Origin of the sequence: Erwinia sp. V71 (genome assembly GCF_965644245.1) — a bacterium.
GTDB lineage: Bacteria > Pseudomonadota > Gammaproteobacteria > Enterobacterales > Enterobacteriaceae > Erwinia.
This window is the reverse complement of sequence record NZ_CBFFRK010000025.1, coordinates 25,045-45,373: the sequence shown is the minus strand read 5'-3', so window position 1 is coordinate 45,373 and position 20,329 is coordinate 25,045. Positions and strand designations below refer to the sequence as shown.

Here is a 20,329-nt window from a genome sequence, read left to right as displayed (position 1 = left end):
CAGCTCAGCTAAGGTAAGGCTAATACAGCTAAGGACTCCACTGAACCCCACCGATTAAATCGCACCTTCCCTAATTGTTGCGGTGATTGATGACGATGGGGTGGTCATCCACCCCATTATTTTGGCCGCGGATAACGTTATTTTCCGGGAATAAAGGGTTCACCTAATGTCAGCATCAATCGGTTAGCCCAGGCAAAGAAGGCTGCTGACTGAACCAGATCGAGTAATTCCAGTTCGCTGAGCCCCTGATCGCGCAGTGCCTGCACCTGTTGCGGTGTCGCGCTGACCGGTGTGGCAGACAGTGCCGCAGCGAAGGCAATTTCCGCCTGCCAGCGCGCAGAGTTCTGCTCGTCGAGCGGCTGGCCTGGCGTCACCGCCAGTAAGCGTTGCACCGCATCGGGCTGTTTCGACAGTTGAGCCGCTTTGCGCGCGTGTACGGAGGCGCAGAAAATACAGCCATTCACTTTACTGGCGACAGCGGCAGCCAGTTCACGCTCGGCGCGCGGCAGACCACCCGCGGTATAAAAAATCCCTTTATCGGTCAGTGTGCGCTGTTCCAGCAGCGGCAGGTTACGCGCCAGCAGGCGGAAGTAATCGGAATCGGTATGGCCGAAACGCGCCAGCGTCTGCTGCTCCTGCTCGCTGAATTCCGCCAGCGGTTTTGCCGCAATCCACGGTTCCCATCCCAGATCCTCAACAGTAAAAGCCACCGGCGCTGGCTTACCGCTAAGAGTGTGTGGCTGGGTATGCCACGGACCCGCGGTCGCGACGACGGCGGCACGGCTTTCCAGCAGACGATCACCCAGCAGGCGCAGGCCATATACCACGCGACTCTGGAAGCTGACAAAGGCAATTAACTGTGACAGTGTCACGATGGCCGCCAGCGACCAGCCACCCTGCTCAAGGGCCGCCAGATGCTGTGGCTCAGCGCTGACCGGGCGCAACGTCAGGCGCTCTGCATGATCCAGCGCCAGCAGCAGACGCGGGCTGATCCCCGCATCGGTAATCTGTTGTGCATAGTGATCGCTCAGTACCGCAACCTGATGCCAGCGCGCCACCTGTGCCGCGACAATAAAACGCTGCTGCAGCGGGAAATCGGCATCTTCCGCGCCAAACAGGGCCTGATAACTGCCCTGACTGTGCGTGGTGGCCGCATCGCGCTGTTCACGTGCTGCCGCCAGTGCGGATTGCGGGGCAATCTCTGCCAGCGTCGCCAGTAAATCGTGGGGCTGCGTCATGCGAAGGTTCCTTCTTTAATCTGCTGAGAGGATGACTGCCAGCCGAGATGAGGGGCGACCTCGCTGGCGAGAAGCTCAATCGAACGCAGAATGTGCGCATGCGGCGGTTCGATCGAATGTACCTGGAAAGAGATATCGCTGGCGCGCAGCAGTACGCTGTCCTGCGCCAGCGACGCGCTGACATCCTGCGCGGTGCCGAGATGGACATCAAAAGTGCGGATATAATCATCCAGCGTATCGCCGTCGACCGCGTGGCCTGCGGCGCGATGCTGTTGTGCCTGCTGACGCAGACCCGCCAGCGCCAGCGTGCGTGCCTGTTCGCGACTGTCGCTGACAAAGGCGGTGCGCGAGGCAAGAATACGCGGTTCCATCCCCGCAGGCAGGGCAGCAAGATAGGCATCGACAATCGGATTCTGGATCTGGTCCAGCGTCTGCCATGGTTGCCCGGCAGTACGCGGCTGAGTGCGCGACAGCATCAGACCATGCCCGGCAGCGCCTGCGCGTGCTGCGCCTTCTGCGGAGAAGGTGGCAATCCATACCCGTTTACCCAGCTGGGGTGCGGCAGGGTAAAGCTGATTATCGGGATGCGCCAGCGAGTCACCGCGCCAGGCGGCCAGCACCTGTTGCAGATAATCGGCAAACACCGCGCCACGCTGCTCAAAACTGAGGCCAAACGGCAGGAAGGAACTCGGTGTGCCGCCGGAACCAAAACCGACCTCAAGACGGCCTTTCGCCAGCAAATCCAGCACCACCGCATCTTCCGCCGCGCGGATCGGGTTCTCCATCGGCAGAGTAATAATCGCCGTGCCGAGACGAATGCGGCTGGTCAGTGCAGCGACATGGGCGAGAAACAGCAGAGGGGACGGCAGGCCGCCTTCCTGTTCGTGAAAATGGTGCTGAGCGATCCACGCAGTATCAAATCCATGACGCTCCGCATGCTGAATCTGCTCCAGCGCCAGCTGGTAGCGCTGCCCGGCACTGGTTTTATCCAGCAAACGGGTGAAAAAGCCTAAACGTTTCTGGCTCATGCAAAATCCTTCTGTTGTGCAGTAAAAACCGGGTCAGCGAGCTGGGGAATAGCGTTAATCAGCTCGCAGGTGTAGTCGCTGGCAGGCTGAGTGAACAGCGTGGCGACATCGCCCTGATCGACCACCTGTCCGGCGCGTAATACCGTGGCGGTATGGGCGATGCGGCGCACGGTGGCGAGGTCGTGAGAGATAAACAGATAAGTGAGGCCGAGCTGCTGCTGCAGTTGTTGCAGCAGACCGAGGATCTGCGCCTGTACCGTGACATCGAGCGCCGAAGTGGCTTCATCCAGCACCAGAATCTCGGGTTGCAGTACCAGTGCGCGGGCAATGGCAACACGCTGACGCTGGCCACCGGACAGTTCACGTGCTTTGCGCGTCAGCAGTTCCAGCGGCAGGGCAACTCGCTGCGTCGCTTCCTCCACCCGACGCTGGCGTTCGCCTTTGCTTAGCGGCGCAAAATTGAGCAGAGGCTCTTCAATGATAGCGAACAGGCTCTGCCGTGGATCGAGCGAGGCGAACGGGTTCTGGTACACCAGCTGAATTTTCTGCCGCAGCTGACGCTGCGCCTCGCCGCGCAGAGCGGTGACATCAATATCATCCAGCCGCACTTCGCCGCTGTCCGCCTGCTGGAAACCGAGCAGAATCCGCGCCAGCGTGGTTTTACCGGAACCGGATTCGCCAACCAGCGCATGAGTGGTGCCGCGCGCTACGCTGAAGGAAACTGAATCCAGCGCGCGCAGCGTCGCGTCTTTGCCGTTGCCAAGGGTAAAGTTTTTGCTCAGATTGCGCACGCTGATCGCCGGTGAGGAGAACCGTGCCTCGGGGGGAACGTCCCCCGGTGGCATCAGGGAACTCAGGTTAGCGAACAGCTGGCGGGTGTAAGCATGTTGCGGCGCATTGACGACGGTTTGCGTCGCGCCCAGTTCCTGAATTTCGCCGTGACGGAACACCAGCAACCGATCGGCTCGCTGGGCGGCGAGGGTTAAATCGTGGGTGACAAACAGCACCGCGGTGCCGAATTCTGCGCGCAGTTCATCGATTAAATCGAGAATGCGCTTCTGCACCGTGACATCCAGTGCGCTGGTCGGTTCATCAGCAATGATCAGCTGCGGTTGCAGCGCAATGGCGATAGCGATCAGCACGCGCTGTTTCATACCGCCGGACAGCTGGTGCGGATACTGTTGCGCGCGCTGCTGCGGATGGCTGAGACCCACGCGCGTCAGCAGGGAGAGAACGCGTTGTTCGCGTTCGCTGCGGCTCAGGCGCTGATGCAGCGTCAGGATTTCGCCCACCTGCTCGCCGATGGTTTTCACCGGATTGAGTGAACTGCCCGGGTCCTGTGGGATCAGGCTGATACGCGCGCCGCGCAGGCTGTCGAGGCGCCGCTGCGACCAGTCGCTGATATCGACGCCGTTAAGCAGAATACGCCCCGATTCACGTACGCCGTTTTCCGCCAGCAGGCCAATAATCGCCTGTGCGGTGGTGGTTTTGCCGGAACCGGATTCACCGACCAGCGCCAGCATTTCGCCAGCCTGCAGCTGAAATGAAACATTATGCACCACGCGCTGTATCTCATGGCTGCGCCGGTAGCCGAGGTTCAGATTTTCCAGTGCCAGCAGTGGCGGAGGGGTATTGCTCATCGGCGTGCTCCTGAAAATTGTCGGCTGATACGGTTGGCGGCCAGAACGACAGTGACGACGGCCACGCCAGGGAAGGTGGTCAGCCACCAGGCGGTGGAGATGTAATTACGCCCTTCGGCGATCAGCAGTCCCCATTCTGGTGTTGGTGGTGGTGTGCCGTAGCCGAGAAAACTCAGCGTTGACAGCGCCAGAATGGCATTGCCGAACTGCAGGGCGGAAAAGGCGATCACCGATGTGAGGGAATTCGGCAGAATATGACGCCATAACACGGCGAAAAAGGTGCCGCCGCTGCCATACGCCGCTTCGACATAATCGCTGTGGCGCACGCGTACCACTTCGGCGCGCGCCAGGCGGGCAAAGTTCGCCACCGAGGTGATACCGACGGCTATCGCGGCATTGACGGTGCCGAAACCGAGCAGGATGATGACGCTGAGCGACAGCAGCAGGCCGGGAATCGACAGCAACACATCAATCAGCCGCATCACCACGTTTTCTGTTTTGCCACCCGTTGCGCCTGCCAGCACGCCAAGCAGGGTGCCGATGACCAGACCGAGTGTGACGGCGACCAGTGCCCCGGAAAGGGAGTGCGACGCGCCATACACGATACGCGCCCAGAGATCGCGCCCCAGTTGGTCGGTGCCCAGCCAGTGGCCAGCCTGCGGTGCCAGGCGCTGAGCTCCGGCAATCCCTTCGGTGGCACTAAAGCTGGTAAACAGGCCTGGCGCAATGGCGGCCAGCAGCACAGTCAGCATCACCAGCCAGGCGAGCACTGCGCCGGTTTGCCACGAATAACGTCTGCGCGGACGAGCACTGAGGACTTTCGTGCGCGGTGCATGATCGACAAGGCTCATAGCGTGGCTCTCCGGTAAGTTTGCAGGCGGGGATCGAGCAGGGGCGTCAGCAGATCCACCAGCAGATTGATGGTCACAAAGCCGGTGGCGGAGATCATCACTATCGCCTGCAGCACCGCCACATCCTGATTATTGACTGCCTGCTGCGTCAATTGACCGAGGCCGCTGAGGCCAAACACCGTTTCGGTAATCAGCGCCCCGGCGATCAGTTCGCCTAGCAGCAACCCGGTGACGGTCAGCACCGGCAGCAGGGCGTTGAGCGTGACATGGCGCCACAACACGCCGCTGTAACTGGCACCTTTGGCGCGCGCCACGGCGACAAAGGGCTGGGTCTGCACCTCGTCGATACTGCGGATCAGGATCTGCGCCAGCGGCGCAGAAATCGGCACCGCGAGGGTGATAATCGGCAGAATCAGTCCCTGCCACGGTGACGGATTGATTACCGGTATCCAGCGCAGCTGAAAGGAGAACAGCTGAATCAGGGCAATCCCCAGCCAGAAGGTGGGGATGGAGATAAACAGCGACGGCAGACTTTGCAGGGCGTTTTTCAGCCAGCGGAAGCCAACCAGATTAGAAATAAACGCCAGCAGGGCAGCAATCAGCACCGCCAGCGCAAAGCCTGGCAGCACCAGCCGCAGGGTATCGGGGAAGTTATCGGCCAGCAGATCGCTGACCGCCACACCCGCCTGCACTGAGTAACCAAAGTCGCCATGCAGCATCGCGCCCAGCGTATGCAGATACTGCTGCCACAGTGGCGCATCCACACCATAGGCGACACGCATTTCCGCGATCTGCGCCGGACTCAGCCCCAGATCGGGGTTCTGGAATTTAATGATCACTGCGTCACCGGGTAGCACCTGCAGCAGCACAAAAGAGAGCGTAAACGCCGCCCAGAGTACCAGCAGGGCCTGTGCGAGACGCTGAAGCAGCCAGCTTTTCATCATTCACCTCCGGCTTATTTTTTATCCAGCCACGCACCGTAGAAACTAGGACGGCCTACCGCTTCAAAGGTGAGACCTTTCAGATACGGTGCACCGGCAAACACCTGCGGCTCTTCAAATACCGGGATGACGTAGGCGTTATCCAGCAGCCAGCGCTGAGCGTCGCCTGCCAGTTGCAGTCGTTTCTGCGGATCGACTTCCGAGGAGACATCCACCAGCAACTGGTTGAGTTTGTCATCGCGGAAGTTCTGTACCTTGTCGCTGGAGCCGCCTTTCTGCAGCAGCGCATCGCGGTTATTGGGGTAGAACTGGCTCTTAATCACATCCGGGTCGGCGCGACCGACTTCGGAGACGACCAGCGGGGTTTTCTGTGGATCGAGGTTATCCAGCGTTTTGCTGCCCGCATCACCTGCCAGCACTTTCAGGCCAACGCCGATCTGCTTCCACTGCTGGGCGACCAGTTGCAACACCTCTTTGTTCTGCGGCTGGGGCAGGGATTCATAAATGCTCAGCTCCAGCCGTTTGCCATCCTTCTGACGAATACCGTCGCTGCCATGCTTCCAGCCCGCGTCATCCAGCAGCTGTGCCGACCGTTGCGGGTCGTACTTCAGTTTGTCACTGAGGTCGACATAACCGGCGGCGGATTGCGCCACGACGGATTTCGCTACCGGATAGTTTGGCGAGAACAGGGTTTCCACCACCTGCTGCGCATTGGTGCCATGCAACAGCGCCTGACGCACCTTGATATCGGCGACCAGCGGGTTATCCGGGCGGAAACTGATGCTGTCATTCACGCCACGGGTGGGCGCGGCGTAGATCGGGAAGTTGTTGTCGGTGGCCTGTTTTTCATAGTACGCCTGCACCTGGCGAATCACATCGGCCTGACCGGCCAGCAGTGCGCCGATACGCACGCTGTCTTCCGGAGTGACGATGATTTTGATGCCATCAAGGTTAGCGCGGCCCTGCTGGGCGATGTTTTTCGGCCCCCAGTTGTAGTCTTTGCGCACCACCAGGTCGACTTCGCGTCCCAGTTTTTCATCTTTCACCACAAACGGGCCGGAACCGATGATATGACGTGCATCGCCCAACTGGTCGAAGTTACGCGCCAGGGTGCTGAGTGACACCAGCCCGGAACCGATGGTGGCGGTGCCCTGCAGGAAGCCCGGCGACGGTTTTTTAAAGAAGAACTTTACCGTCAACGGGTCGATGACTTCGCTGCGCAGGTAGTTGTTGATCACTTCAGAAACTGGCAGGCGGTTTTCTTTGTTGCCGAGGCCATAGGTGTCGAAATTTTTCGCTACGGCATTGGCATCCAGCGGTGTGCCGTCGGAGAAAGTGACGCCGGGACGAATTTTGAAGGTGTATTCGGTTTTATCGGCGTTGGTGGTCCAGCTTTCGGCGATCCACGGTTCGACCTGCAGGGTTTCCGGGTTCTGCCAGGTCAGTTTGTCGGTAATCTGGTTGAGAATGCCGCCGTTAGGATAGAAACCGCCAGCAGGCGGATAGAGATTGGTGTGTGCCTGCTGTTCCAGGTAGATCAGGGTGCCGCCTTTACTGGCTTCGGCTGCGTAACCCGTGGCGATCCCGGTGAAAGAGGTCATCAATACGCCCAGAGTCAGTGCGCGCTGCACGGCATTCAGGCTAAATACGTTCGGCATGGTGAATTCCTTTTTTCTCAACGATTATTGGTTATGCCTCTATCATCTGGTTCGCCAGGTCAGGAGAGAAGAAAGGAATTCTGCTAACTATTTGCGGAAACAGTATTTGAGTGTGGGGAGCGACAGGGCGTTGCCTGAATGATCGAGCGCATCGGGGCGACCATGCCGCGTTCCTCCGCGGACAAGCCGCTCCGGAGCCATCGTCATGTTTCCCCTCGGTTGGGTTTGTCGGGTATCTGTGGGGAAAACGGGAGAGTGGTAACAGGAAAACAGGAGTGAATACCTGTGTGGTATTCACTCCCGGAGACTATCAGAACAGATCGACGCGCACATCCACGCCAACGGTTCGGCCCGCATTAACCTGGGCATAGCCCGTGCCGCCGCTCAGGAAGCCGTAAGTGCGGTAACGGCGGTCAAATACGTTATCCAGATACGCCGCCACATTGACGCGGTCGGTGGCCTGCCAGCCAAGACGCAGGTCGGTGGTGGAGTAGGTTCCCTGACGCAGATCGTTATCACCGTCGAAGTAGTGCGGACCGACCACATTGACCGCCACGCGCGGCATCAGTGCACCGAATGGGGTGTTAATGGTGCCGGTGACGCTGGTGCCGGCGCCGAAGCGCGGAACGAACGGCACACGTTTGTCCTGATAGCGTTCACTGTCGCTGGTGAATTCAGAACGCACATAGTTACCGTTAATATTCCATGCCCAGCCTTCGGTGAACTGCCAGGTGTTGCTCAGTTCCACACCAGTGGCATCTGCGCTGCCGGCATTGACCAGCGTCTGATAGCCCACCGAGCCATCGCTGAGCAGCTGCATATTTTTGGTATGCGTATGGAATACCGCGCCCTGCAACTGAACCGGACCTTCCTCATAACGCGTGCCGATCTCATAAGTTACAGAACGTTCAGCATCATAAGGTGAGGCCGTATTGCTGGTCGGCGGCGTAATGCTGTAGCCGGTTGGTTTGTAGCCCTGCGCAATACGTGTGTAAACGCGCAGTGCTGGGGTGAACTGATAACCTGCAGAAATCTGGCCTAACAGCTGATCGTCGCGGGTGTTACCTTCAGCTGAGTAGCTGTAGGCCGCGAAAGTGGAGGTGTTTATCCCGGAATTGGTGTAGCGCGTTTTCGCTTTATCGTGGGAGTAGCGCAGGCCACCGCCAAGATCAAACTTATCGGTCACATGCCAGGTCAGATCGCTATACGCGGCCAGCGTTTCTGCTTCGGTGTTGGCGCGGGTATCAGCGATCGTGAAGCCTGAGTAGTCATAACCATATTTCAGTCTTTCGTTGGTATCCTGACGATACAAACCAAACACCATATCGACCGTATTATCGCCCTGCGTGGCAGCACGCAGTTCCTGCACATTCTGGTTCCAGCTTTCATTAAACTTAGCCAGTGACACACTGTACGGGAATTCGCGATCGAACGTCTGCTGTTGCCAGGCGCTCATCAGCGTAAACACCCAGTTGTCGGTGGTGTAGCGACCACTCAGTGACTGGCTGTGGGTACAGCGGCGCAAGTGCGGATCGCCGAAACCGTCGCTAACTTCCAGGGTGCGCGATTTCGGGTTGTTGAACAGCATATAGGTGTCCTGCGTGGCATGGGTACACTCTTCCGTTACGCCAGCATTGACTTCCCATGGCTGATCATCCGGTGCCAGACGCAGGCGTACATTACCGACGTTAGCGCGGGAACCACCCAGATTATCCGTGCCGGTGGCCGGGTTAGTCATCGACCCGTTATCCACCTGGCGCAGCAGGGTAACGCTGCCGTACAGCAGGCCGTCCTGAATCGGGCCGCTGAGATTGACTTTGCCACGATAACCTTCACGGCTGCTGACGCCGCCCTCAACATAGCCACGCGGAGTGCTGTCCGGCTGCTGAGTGACGATATTGATAATCCCGCCCTGAGCGCTTTTCCCGTACAGCGTACCCTGCGGACCACGCAGCATTTCGACACCCTCCACATCACTCAGCAGTTGCATTGAGTAGGTGGAAAGCTGTGGCACACCATCAACATAGAAGGTGGTCGCCGGATTGTACGGGTCCTGCGCAGAAGAGACGCCGCGCAGTGAAATGGACGGGAACAGCAGGCTGCCCTGGTTACCGGTATACAGCCCCGGCAGCACGCGGGATAACTGCTCGGTGCTGGTGACATTGGCATCGGTCAGTTCCGGCGCCGTCACTTTTACTGACGACACGTTTTTGGCTGATGCTGAGTTAGCTGACTGCTTACTGGCGGTAACCACCAGCGTTTCTTCTTTATTATCGGTAGAGCTTGTCTCTGCGGCATGCGCGAAAGACGTCAGCAGCAGGCTGCTGATAATCAGAGGGGTAATTCGATAAATATGCATGTGTGCATCCCTGAATCGTAAGAATCGCCCCGAGTCTATGTCAGCGCAGCGTAAAATTTGTTGCACCTTACGTGCAGAAATTGCACGATAAAGTTAAATAAAAATCATTATCATTGGAGGGGTTATGACGGAACACAACCTGAACGACAATAAGTTGCCGCCGATGGACTTCCTGCAACTGACGTCACGCATCAGCCTGCGCTGTGTCGAGGCGACGCTGGAGCATGATGTGGAGTTTAAAGGCGAGTACGGTCCGCATCTGTCGCTGGTGATGATGCTGGAAGGGGCCGGGCACTTTATGCTGAACCAGCAGGGACCGCAGCACTACCGGCCGCAGTCGTTCTGGCTGTCGTTTTCGCAGCACAACTGCTGTGGTTATGACTTCTTTCCGCGCCACCATTTTTATCATCTGCTGATGATCGAGTTTTCCGCCGAACTGATTGAGCAGATTGCGGCCTGTGGTCTCGGTCCGGCAGGTCAGGCCTGGGTGCGTTCCGCCGCGCTGACGGATGAACTGAGCCGTCAGATGCAGGCGCTGCAGCAGGGATTGCACGATCGTTCACCGCTAGGTCTGCTGCATCTGGAGAGTCTGGCGCTGGAAGCGTTGTGGCTGGCCCTGCGCGAGCTGCAGCAGCAACAGCTGACGCAGAAAAATCTGCCAGTGGCACGCACCTATCACCGCGAACGCAAACGCCTGATCGCCGCACGTGACTATATCGGTCAGAATGCCGCTCAGCCGTTATCGGTCGAGGATGTGGCAAGTTACGCCGGGCTGAGCCAGATGACGCTGAAACGTGGTTTCCGCGCCATGTTTGGCATTACGCCGTGGAACTATGTGATTGAGTGTCGTCTGCGCGAAGCACAGCGGCTGCTGGAGAGCAGCCCGCTGTCATTAAATGATATTGCGCTGCACTGCGGTTTCGCCCATGCCAGCCATATGACGCGCTTTTTCCAGCGCAAATACGGTCAGACGCCGGGGCGGTATCGCAGTACAAGTGAGCAAACCCTCAGCGCAAATTAAGCCACCCAGCCATCGCCTGTAACATAGCATTCCGGTGGTTTTGCAGATAGAAGTGACCACCAGGATAGCAGTGTAGCTTGCTACGCTCATCGCCATAGCGCAGCCATTCACTCATGGTCGTCACACTCACTTCGGCATCGCTGTCGCCACAAAACGCCTGCAGTGGCAGCCCCAGTGCGCGATCGTCCTGACGCCAGGCGTAGCGCTCGGTCAACGTGAAGTCGGCACGTAACGCCGGTAAAAACAGCGCCAGCAACTCCTGATGCTGCAATACGTCCGGTGGCGTGCCGTCCAGTCCCTGCAGCTCCTGCGCCAGTTCGCGGTCATCCATCAGATGGCGCAACGGCTGGGGTGTCGGATGATGCGGCGGGCGGCGACCAGAGACAAACACGCCCTGCAACGTCTCGCGTGGCAGTTGCTGTGCCAGTTCAAACGCCATCAGCGCGCCAAGACTGTGGCCGAGTAGTGCATAAGGCTGCTGACAGAACGGCGACAGTACCGCGTTCAGTTCCGCGACTAATGCGGCGACCTCGGTACGTGCCGCTTCGCTAAAGCGGCTGGCGCGGCCCGGCAGTTCCACCGGGCACAGTTGCAGACCAAGCTGACGGGCGGGTTCCTGCCACTCGCGCCAGCTGGCCGCATTGCCGCCGGCATGATGGAAACAGAATACCGGCATTCCGCCATCAGCCTGTGGCAAACCAAACGGCAGCCAGCGCGTGGGCGTCACAGCCGGTGGTGCAGGGGGCTGACGCAGGGCATCAACCAGCCAGCGTTGCAGTGTGGCGCGTTGCTGACGCAGGAAGAAATGGCCGCCATTCACGCGTTTGATGGTGGTATGGCCGCTGAGATGCTGCTGCCAGCGCAGCATACTGGCGACCGGCACCAGCGCATCGTCCTCTGCCAGTACCAGCACCGCTGGCACCGCCACGCTGACACTGCTGGCGACCTGATAGTGCTCCGCCAGCGCACAGTCGGCGCGCAATGCTTTACCGACAGTCTGCATCATCTCCTGATCGAGCAGAATGCTGTCCGGCGTACCGCCCAGACGGCGCACTTCGGCGACAAAGTCGGCATCGCTGCATTCAGATACGCGCTGCGCCAGCGCAATATCCGGGGCCGGGCAGGCCATCAGAAACAGCAGACGCGGTGGACGGTTTAAACGGCTGAAATGGCGCGCCAGCTCAAAGGCGACTTTACAACCGAGACTGCATCCCAGCAGCGCCCACGGCTGATGGCTGTAGGGTTCAATCTGCTGCGCCAGTTCTGCCACCAGATCCGCCATGCGCCGCTGCGGCGCATCATCGATACGGTTTTCCCGCCCGGCGGGTTGCAGGGCGCAGAAACGCCAGTCGGCGGGCCAGCCGTCGCCATTGCCCCAGTCGCGATACACCGATGCGCCGCCGCCCGCATACGGCAGCGCAAACAGATTAAGCGCCGCATCCGTCGCGGGCTTTCCCAGCGGAAACACCGGATTATCCGCGCCATTCACCACCTGGTCCAGCCGCTGGCTGCGATGACGCAGGGCGGCCAGCAGTGTTTCCGGCAGCGTGTCTGACGTGTTCGTATCTGCCGGTTTACGCCAGTGATAGCAGACGTAATCGGCATCGCCGCGTGCCAGCGCCTGATAAATCGGCGTGCCGGGCAGGGCGAAGTAATTACGCAGCTCGTCGACATTGGCAGGGGTTGCCAGCGTCTGGCTGGCCTGTTGCAGACGCTCAATCACTTTGTCGCCCGCGCTGCGCCGTGCCGCCATCACCTGCTGACGAATCGACCAGCCGCTGACTTTGCTGAAGCCGAGCTGAGTCAGCGTGCTTTCGATATCCGCCAGCGACTGACGGGCGAAAATATCGCTGTAGAAGAAGTCGCCGCCGGGTTTCAGTACGCGCCACACCTGACGGAAAAATGCCGCCAGATCGGCATACGCGCCGGAGGACTCAATATTCAGCACCATATCGACACTGTTATCCGCCTGTGGCAGCTGGCAGGCATCCGCCAGCTGAAAGCGCAGCCGTGGCTGGCGATGACGCTGGCGGCAGAAGTTGATATTGCTGCTGCTTAAATCGACGCCGGTGACACTCAGCGGTCGCCATTTCTCCACCAGCAGCGCCGCGCTGCCGCCGCGTCCGCAGCCGACATCAAGAATATGGCGACCATTCACCGGCTGATCGCCAATCAGTTGCATCACCAGCTGGCGCTGGGTATCCCCGGGCGACAGCGCCGGGCCATCAGCAGGCTGGTAGCCCCAGTTCAGGAACAGGGCGTGCTCGGCCAGTCCGGCGGCGTCGAGCAGGTCGGTCAGCTGCTGGTATGCATCATCAGTGTTTGCCATGCGGGTTATCCGTAACAGGTTGCGCCGCGTACTCACGCGGATCGGGGAAAGGTTTCACTGGCGCAGAAAACGCCGTGGTTTGCGGTACGCCAGCATTGCGCATCAACATGATCCAGGCTTCGCCATGCTGCTGCCAGCCTTCGCCGCTCTGCCACCAGGGTTCGTTGTCCGCCACTAAATCGCGCAGGGCGCTGAGAATGGCGACGGGGAAATCGTGTTGCGTCGCTTCAACCAGATTCGGTGCCTGTGCCGCGCCAAACACGATGCCAGTTGGCTGCTGGTTGTAGTGGCTGTCGCGGTGCAGTTCCGGTGACAGCAGCCACGATGACGCGACGCCATCCTGCTGATAATCCGGCGCATAAATCGAATGGCTCCACACCACCGGACCAAAACTGCTGGTCAGGCAGACATTGCCCTCGGTGCCGCCGATGGTGATGCGGTGCATCACCAGACTGTGATGATCCGGATCGCGCGGATCGAGGGTGGTTTGCAGGTTAATGCACATCGGAATACCGGCAAACTCGCCCTGCATCTGACGAAACGGCCACAGCGGTGCGCCGGGCGCACGTGGCGGCAACTGGTGGGTATGGCAGATGACAGGCGCGAGGCCGCCAATCGCACGGCTGATAATATCCAGCGAGGAGTAAAGCAGTTGCAGGCTGGTGGTCAGCTCGATAAAGGCCGGACGCTGGCGGCTGGCACTCTGACGGGCATAGTCGATAAAACTGGCGACAGCGGGCAGCGCCGGATAGAGCGTATTGACGTGGTAACGCACGCCATGCTGCTGCGCCAGACTCTGCAAACGGCGGATATCGCTGAGATGCACCGGATGCTCCTGCAGCACGGCGATACCGCGCTGCATGAGCTGTTCGGCAATGGTTGACCCTTCGCCACCGACGATGCGGCTGCGAATCGCCACACAGGCGAGGTCGATATCCGCAGGCAGTTGATCCACCTGCGTGTACAGCGGCACCTGCAGTTGCTGCGCCAGCAGGCGCGATCGCTCACTGCCACGCGCCACGATACCCGCCAGCTGGAACTCGCTGCTCTGGCGGCTGAGCGCCGCCAGATAGTGTTCACCAAAGCGCGTACCGCAGACGATAACCCGATACGGTTTGTTCATTACGCCTCCTTTCTCGCCTGTTGCGCCAGGGCGATAATCTGCTCATCCGGCGGCAGCAGCTCATGCAGCGGTGCATGCCACGCATCCGGCACCTCCGCCAGTGTCTCGAGCAGTTGTTGCAGTGTCATGATGGCAATATCGCCCAGCTCTTCCGGCAGCGTGCCGCGCAGCAGGTCAATGTTAAACAGCAATGCGCTCTCTTCCTCCAGCGCCTGCAGATGCAGCGGCGTCAGCGGTTGCGCGGCGTATTCGTACGTCGGCATGCCGAGCAGCGGGTCGGAGGTTTCCGGGATGGAGTAGGCCTGGCGCACCCCCAGCAGGCTGGTAAAGGCCACCGGCAACTGCTGCAGCCAGTGTGCTTCCTGGTTACTGCCCGGCAGATGCTGATCCTGATGCTGCTGACGCTGTTGTGCCAGCTGACGCGCCAGTTCGACAAAGCTGCCGTCGCCAACATCCAGCGTCAGCGGCGCGACGGTGGTGGCATCGGCGATCAGCTGTGACGCATGCGCATGCAGCGGCAGACGGTCAGTAAAATCGAGACGCAGACTGAAGCGCGGCTGGCTGGCCCAGTCACGCAGCACCAGACCCCAGGCTGCCAGCAGCAGATCGGTGCCGCTGACGCCATGGTGTTCGCCCGCGCTTTTCAGCGGCAGCCACTGGCTGGCTGGCAGCGCCGCGCGCCAGATAGCAAAGCTGCCCGCGGTGTTATCCTGCCAGGGCAGCTGCGGTGCTGTAGGCAGTTCACGCGCTTGTACCTGTGCCGCAGCGGTATTCGCCAGTGCCAGCAGGCTGTGGTGATAATCCTGCGGGGTAAATGCCAGTGTGGGCAGAGGGGCATCCGGCTGATGAATAAAACCGTCCAGCTCGCGCAGCAGCACGCGGAAACTTTCGATATCAACCAGCAGCGTATTCAGCGCCAGGTGAATGCGATAACCCTGCATGCTGTCGCTGACTGCCAGCACGATATGCGGCGGCTGTTGCAGATCGAACGGATGGTGTGACAGCTGTTCGCGCAGCGTCAGCTGTTCCGCTTCCAGCGCCTCAGCAGACAGATTGCGCCAGTCGTAGCGCTGCAGTGTCAGTGGCGCAACACTCTCCGGCACACTGATTTCACCCTGACTGTTGATTGCGGCACGCAGCATTGGATGACGTGCCAGCAGGCGCTGCCAGCCTTCCGCGAACGCTTCCAGCGGGAAATCGTGCGGCTTGTTGTACTCGACATACAGCAGACGCGGTGCGCTGCTGTGCTGCTGCCAGCGCAGATGCTGCAACGGTGTCAGCAGCAGACGGGTGGTGGCGGTCGCTTTACGCTGAATATCGCCACGCTGATCCAGCCAGCCCGGCTGGGTGCTTTCCAGTTCATCCAGCGCCCGGCGCAGCAGTGAACTGTTGTCAGGTTGCACATCCAGTTGCTGACGTAGGGCGGCGACCAGTTCGCGCACGCTGGCGGCACGGAATACGCTTTCTGCGTTCAGCTTCACGCCAAGGTCGCGTCCGAGGGTTTCATTCAGGTCGAGGAACAGCAGCGAGTCGAGGCCCAGCTGTACCAGATTGCTGTCTGGCGTAATCAGTTGCTCATCACAGCTCAGCTGACGCGCCAGGGTTTCGCGCACATAGCGTTCCAGTTGCCGTTCAGCACCGGCGGTATTGTCTGCTGCTGGCGTGGTGGTGGTATGCGCCGGGTCGATAAAGGCGGCAAAACGGTAAGCATCACCGGCTGCCAGTGTGCCACGCGCCAGTTTCTGCCAGTCGACCTGCATTGCCGCCACCATCGGCTGATCGCCTGCGCGTGCCGTCTGCAACAACGCCAGGCCGCTGTGCGTATCCAGCGCCGCCATGCCGCCCTGCGCCAGTTTTTCCACCAGTTGCGCTGACGCAGATTCGGTGATCTGCCAGTACCCCCAGGCTACCGCCAGCGTGTCGTGGCCACGGGCGCAGCGCTGGTGTGCCAGATGTTCCAGCGCACCACAGGCTGCGGCGTGTGCCGCCTGGCCGTCCGGCCCCAGCACCGACGCGGCGGAAGAGAAGTAGACCGTCTGTGCCGGTTGCAGACGCGACTGCCAGCTATCCAGCAACTGTGCCGCACCGAGGCGGATGTCCAGTGTCTGTTGCAGCGTGCGCCAGTCGAGACGCGCCACCGGCATATCATTCACCACGCCTGCCAGATGCCACAGAGTGTTGATCGGCTGCTGCTGCGCCGCCAGCCGCTCCAGCGCGGCAGTAAAGGCGGTTGGATCGCTGATATCGGCGTGGCTGTCGATCACCACCTCAACACCGCGCTGACGCAGATCGTCGAGCAGGAATTGCTGATGCCTATGCGGTGCCCGGCGTGCCAGCAGCACCAGTTTCTCAGCACCCTGATCCACCAGTTGCTGCGCCAGCGCCAGCCCCAGTGGCGACAGACCGCCGATCAGCACATGGCAGCCTGAAGTCTGGGTGATCGCCACTGCCGGTGCCGCGCTCTGTAACTGTACGCTGTACCAGCTGCCATCCTGCCAGCGCAGCTGATCCGCCGCGCAGGCCATCAGACGCGCGGCGAGGGCATCGTCCAGCTGGCGATCTGCATCATCCAGCAAAGTAATCTGGCGCTGCGGATACTCATGGCGGGCGACGGCCAGTAAGCCCGGCAGCCAGCTGGCGGCATGCGCTTCACCTGTTGTCTGCAACAGTCCTGGCGCACGCAGCAGCAGATCGTTGCCGCTGGCCAGCTGTTGCTGCAGCTGGTTAAAGAAACTCTCCTGCTGGTCGGCGTGGGCAGGCACCTGCAGCGTTTGCCACGGCTGCTGCGTGCCACTTTGCGGCAACGCAACGGGCTGCCATTGCCAGTGATACAACGCACCCTTCTGCCGCCACGGACGTGGCAGAGACTGCGGCCGCGGCGTGGTCTCGACACCAGCAACACGCGCCGGACTCAGCTGCGCACTGAACAGCTGATGCTCACCGCTAAACGCCTGCACGCTGTGTGACTGCTGATGCAGGGTGAGGGTCAGCGGATCACTGGCACCCTGTGGATCGCAGTGCCACTGCACATGGCTGAGACGCTGCGGACGTTCTGTTTCCAGCGCCTGCAGCGCCGCGTTCAGCAGCTGCTGCTCTGACCACTGGTTATCCGCCAGATCGCTGGCGATGCTGATCGTCAGTGTGTTTTCAGCAACGGCGACAGGTTCTGGCTGTGCCGCCGTCTGCTGACTGGCAACACGCGCCACAATAATCTGCTCACCCAGCGCGGCGGCAGGCTGATCGGCGGTCGGGAAGGCGGCACTCTGAACAAATCCGGCATCGGCCAGCGCGGCCTGCCAGTCCTGCTGCGAGGCGAACAGCTCGCCATGGCGCAACGCGGTATCGCTGATCGGCGGCACCAGTGCGCCAAAGACAAAATCGAACAGCTTTTTCGGTGCAGTGATTTCACGCATCAGCAGCAGACCGCCCGGTTTCAGCACGCTGGCGAGATTGCGCAGCATCTGGCGCAGATCCGCCGCATTGTGCAGCACGTTGGCGGCGACAATCGCATCGTACTGCTGGCGTGGCAGTCCCTGCTGCTGCGCCGGTTGTTCCATATCAAACGGCAGATAATCGATAAACGGATATGCAGCGAACTTTTCGCGCGCCCGTTGCAGGAACAGGGTGCCGAGGTCGGTATAGCTGTAGTGCTCACAGCTGCCCTGCGGTAACGTCTGCAAAATACCGTGGCTGGTGCCGCCAGTGCCCGCGCCAATCTCCAGAATGGCGATGGGTTGTTCGCTGTGGCTGGCGAGTGCGGCCATGGACGACGCGGCGATGGCGTTAAAATAGCGTGACCAGGGTTGCTCGCGGTACATATGCTCGACATCGGCCGTGGACGCGGCGGGGAACACCACGCTGACCGGATCGACATCGCCGCGCAGCATCGCACCCAGTTGCGGCCCGGTGCGGGCAATCAGCTGCGCCAGATTGTTGTAACCTGCAGCGCGCATTCGCATCAGCCAGCCGTCAACATCAATCGCCGCCGGACGCAGTTCGCCATACCACCGTTCGCCATCCTGCTGCCGCTGCTGTACCGCGCCGCTGGCGGCGAGATCGCGCAGCAGGCGTTGCATCAGTTCATGGTAGCGCGGCGGAATATGCGCCAGTGACATCAGTTGGTCGATGCTCAGATACTGCTGTGGTTGTTGCAGTAACTGCATCTGTTGCAGCATCTGGCTGACATAGTGCTGGTGCAGCGCGTCAACGCAGCGATCTTCCTCTGCCAGCAGTGACAGATCCAGTTCCGCACCGCGTTCGCTGGCGGTCTGCAGTGCGCTGTTGCACAGTGCCTGCCAGCTGTCGCTGACCGCGGGCGTCGCCACGGTTTCGCTGTTCGGGTGCCAGCAACGTTCGCCATCAAATGGCGTCACCGGCAGCAGGGCGCGCTGATGGCTGCTGGCGATCAGGCCGCGCCATTCCGGTGTGCTGCGGCCCAGCTGATCCTGCAGTGCGGCGGGGGTGTCGCTGCCAATACTGGCGTGGTGCGCGGTAATCCCGGCATCCGTGCTGACAGACTGCAGCGATGCCACACCTTCGGCGATATCCAGCAGCAGTGCCTGCCAGCCGTCGACATCACTGGCGCTCAGCAGCAGACGGTGGTTAAACAGCGAACGATGGTAAAAACTGGTGGCGGCATAAGCGTGCGCATCGAAGCCCGCTTCACGGTCGCTGAGACGTAACAGATGCTGTTGCGCCAGCGCGCGCAGGCTCTGTTCGCTGCGCGCGGAGAGCAGCAGGTGCAATGGCTGCGAGTCATCACCGCTGACGTTATGTTGTGGTGCGGCTTCGAGAATGGCATGGGCGTTACTGCCGCCAATACCAAATGAACTGACCGCCGCACGGCGTGGCGTGCTGCTGTTCCACGATTGCAGCTGTTGCGGCACATAGAACGGTGTTGAGGCGAAATCAATCGCCGGGTTCGGCTTCGCGAAATTAAGACTTGGCGGGATCTGACGCTGCCAGATCGCCAGCCCGGCTTTCAGCAGACTGGCGATACCGGCGGCAGTATCGAGATGACCCACATTGCTTTTCAGCGAGCCAATCGCGGTTTGCTGCGGCTGCGGTGACCACGGCGACCAGGCTTCGGTCAGCGCACTGATCTCCAGCGGATCGCCCAGCGGCGTGGCGGTGCCGTGGGCTTCCACCAGACCAATGGTATCGGCGTCGACATCCGCCAGCGCCAGCGCGTCACGAATCACATCGCGCTGGCCGCTCAGCGACGGCGCGGTGTAGCCCGCTTTGTCGTTGCCATCGTTATTGATTGCGGTGCCACGGATCACCGCCATAATCGGGTCGCCATCCTCAATGGCACGATCCAGACGCTTCAGCAGTACCACCGCTGCGCCATTGCCGACCAGTGTGCCATTCGCGTCGGCATCAAACGGCCGGCAGTGACCGTCGGCAGAGAAGATCATCCCTTCACGGTAGAAGTAACCGGCCTGTTGCGGGAAGCTGAGGCTGGCGCCACCAGCCAGCATCATATCGGCGTCGCCGCTGGCAATGGCTTCACAGGCCAGATGGGTGGCAATCAGTGAGCTGGAGCAGGCAGTCTGCACGGTATACGCCGGACCACGCAGGCCCAGCTTATAGGCGACGCGCGTTGCCAGATAATCCTTGTCATTGCCCATCAGTTTCTGAAACACCTGCGGCGAGACAATCTGTTGGGCATCCTGGCGTTGCGGCAGCTGATACGTACTCATACGTGATGAGCCAATCACGCCGGTGCGGGCGCTGAGGGTGGCAGGGGAGTAACCGGCCATCTCCAGCGCTTCCCAGGCGCACATCAGGAACAGTCGCTGCTGCGGATCGATATTCTCGGCTTCCTGGCGTGAATAACCAAAGAACTGCCACTCGAAGCGGTCAGCATCTTCCACCACTGCGGCGGCGGGCACATAGTCCGGGCGTTTCAGTAACGCCGGGTCGACGCCTGCGCGTTGCAGGGCGTCGGCATCAAAACGGGAAATTAACTCTTCGCCATCGGCGATACGGCGCCAGAATTCAAAAACAGATGCTGCACGCGGGAAGCGGCAGCCCGCACCAATAATGGCTACCGGCAATGTGTCGCCATACTGGCGGGTAAACTGTTCGGAATCGAATGAGTTCATGCGTTTACTTTTCCATGTTTATGCAAACAAAAAT

11 protein-coding genes are annotated in these 20,329 nt (G+C 60.4%); 1 reads left to right on the top strand and 10 read right to left on the bottom strand.

Annotated elements, in window-relative coordinates; translation table 11 throughout:
• Positions 1-137 precede the first annotated feature (137 nt).
• From ACSZO1_RS08300 to ACSZO1_RS08270, 7 genes are all read right to left on the bottom strand, one after another.
• The gene (locus tag ACSZO1_RS08300) at positions 138-1,238 is read right to left on the bottom strand and encodes an alkylhydroperoxidase domain protein (RefSeq protein ID WP_437611403.1); all 1,101 of its coding nucleotides are present in this window, start codon (positions 1,236-1,238) and stop codon (positions 138-140) included.
• Positions 1,235-2,266: a putative FMN-dependent luciferase-like monooxygenase gene (locus ACSZO1_RS08295; RefSeq protein WP_437611401.1), complete on the bottom strand. Its 1,032-nt coding sequence runs from the start codon at positions 2,264-2,266 to the stop codon at positions 1,235-1,237. Before ACSZO1_RS08295 ends, ACSZO1_RS08300 begins: the two co-directional genes overlap by 4 nt.
• Positions 2,263-3,906: a dipeptide ABC transporter ATP-binding protein gene (locus ACSZO1_RS08290; RefSeq protein ID WP_437611399.1), complete on the bottom strand. Its 1,644-nt coding sequence runs from the start codon at positions 3,904-3,906 to the stop codon at positions 2,263-2,265. The genes ACSZO1_RS08295 and ACSZO1_RS08290 overlap by 4 nt, the downstream gene beginning before the upstream one ends.
• Complete coding sequence (locus tag ACSZO1_RS08285) at positions 3,903-4,757, bottom strand: ABC transporter permease (RefSeq protein WP_437611397.1); 855 nt, start codon at positions 4,755-4,757, stop codon at positions 3,903-3,905. The genes ACSZO1_RS08290 and ACSZO1_RS08285 overlap by 4 nt, the downstream gene beginning before the upstream one ends.
• Complete coding sequence (locus tag ACSZO1_RS08280; protein ID WP_437611396.1) at positions 4,754-5,698, bottom strand: ABC transporter permease; 945 nt, start codon at positions 5,696-5,698, stop codon at positions 4,754-4,756. The genes ACSZO1_RS08285 and ACSZO1_RS08280 overlap by 4 nt, the downstream gene beginning before the upstream one ends.
• 14 nt (positions 5,699-5,712) lie before the next feature.
• On the bottom strand, positions 5,713-7,356 hold the full coding sequence (locus tag ACSZO1_RS08275; protein ID WP_437611393.1) for a TIGR04028 family ABC transporter substrate-binding protein: 1,644 nt from the start codon (positions 7,354-7,356) through the stop codon (positions 5,713-5,715).
• Positions 7,357-7,666: 310 nt separating this feature from the next.
• Positions 7,667-9,715, bottom strand: a complete 2,049-nt coding sequence (locus ACSZO1_RS08270; protein ID WP_437611391.1) for a TonB-dependent siderophore receptor — start codon at positions 9,713-9,715, stop codon at positions 7,667-7,669.
• A gap of 124 nt (positions 9,716-9,839) precedes the next feature.
• Between ACSZO1_RS08270 and ACSZO1_RS08265 the strand changes: the two genes are divergently transcribed.
• Positions 9,840-10,736 (top strand): helix-turn-helix domain-containing protein, encoded by an 897-nt coding sequence (locus tag ACSZO1_RS08265; protein WP_437611389.1) that lies wholly within the window; start codon positions 9,840-9,842, stop codon positions 10,734-10,736.
• Here ACSZO1_RS08265 and ACSZO1_RS08260 read toward each other — a convergent pair.
• From ACSZO1_RS08260 to ACSZO1_RS08250, 3 genes are read right to left on the bottom strand one after another with little or no spacing between them, the layout of a single operon-like run.
• Positions 10,723-13,065 (bottom strand): alpha/beta fold hydrolase, encoded by a 2,343-nt coding sequence (locus ACSZO1_RS08260; protein ID WP_437611387.1) that lies wholly within the window; start codon positions 13,063-13,065, stop codon positions 10,723-10,725. The two genes, ACSZO1_RS08265 and ACSZO1_RS08260, sit on opposite strands and share 14 nt — an antisense overlap.
• Positions 13,052-14,188, bottom strand: coding sequence for a Gfo/Idh/MocA family oxidoreductase (locus ACSZO1_RS08255; RefSeq protein WP_437611385.1), 1,137 nt, complete (start codon positions 14,186-14,188; stop codon positions 13,052-13,054). Before ACSZO1_RS08255 ends, ACSZO1_RS08260 begins: the two co-directional genes overlap by 14 nt.
• Entirely contained in the window at positions 14,188-20,295 is a 6,108-nt protein-coding gene (locus tag ACSZO1_RS08250; RefSeq protein WP_437611383.1) for an SDR family NAD(P)-dependent oxidoreductase, read from the bottom strand. The genes ACSZO1_RS08255 and ACSZO1_RS08250 overlap by 1 nt, the downstream gene beginning before the upstream one ends.
• Between the last annotated feature and the right edge of the window lie 34 nt (positions 20,296-20,329).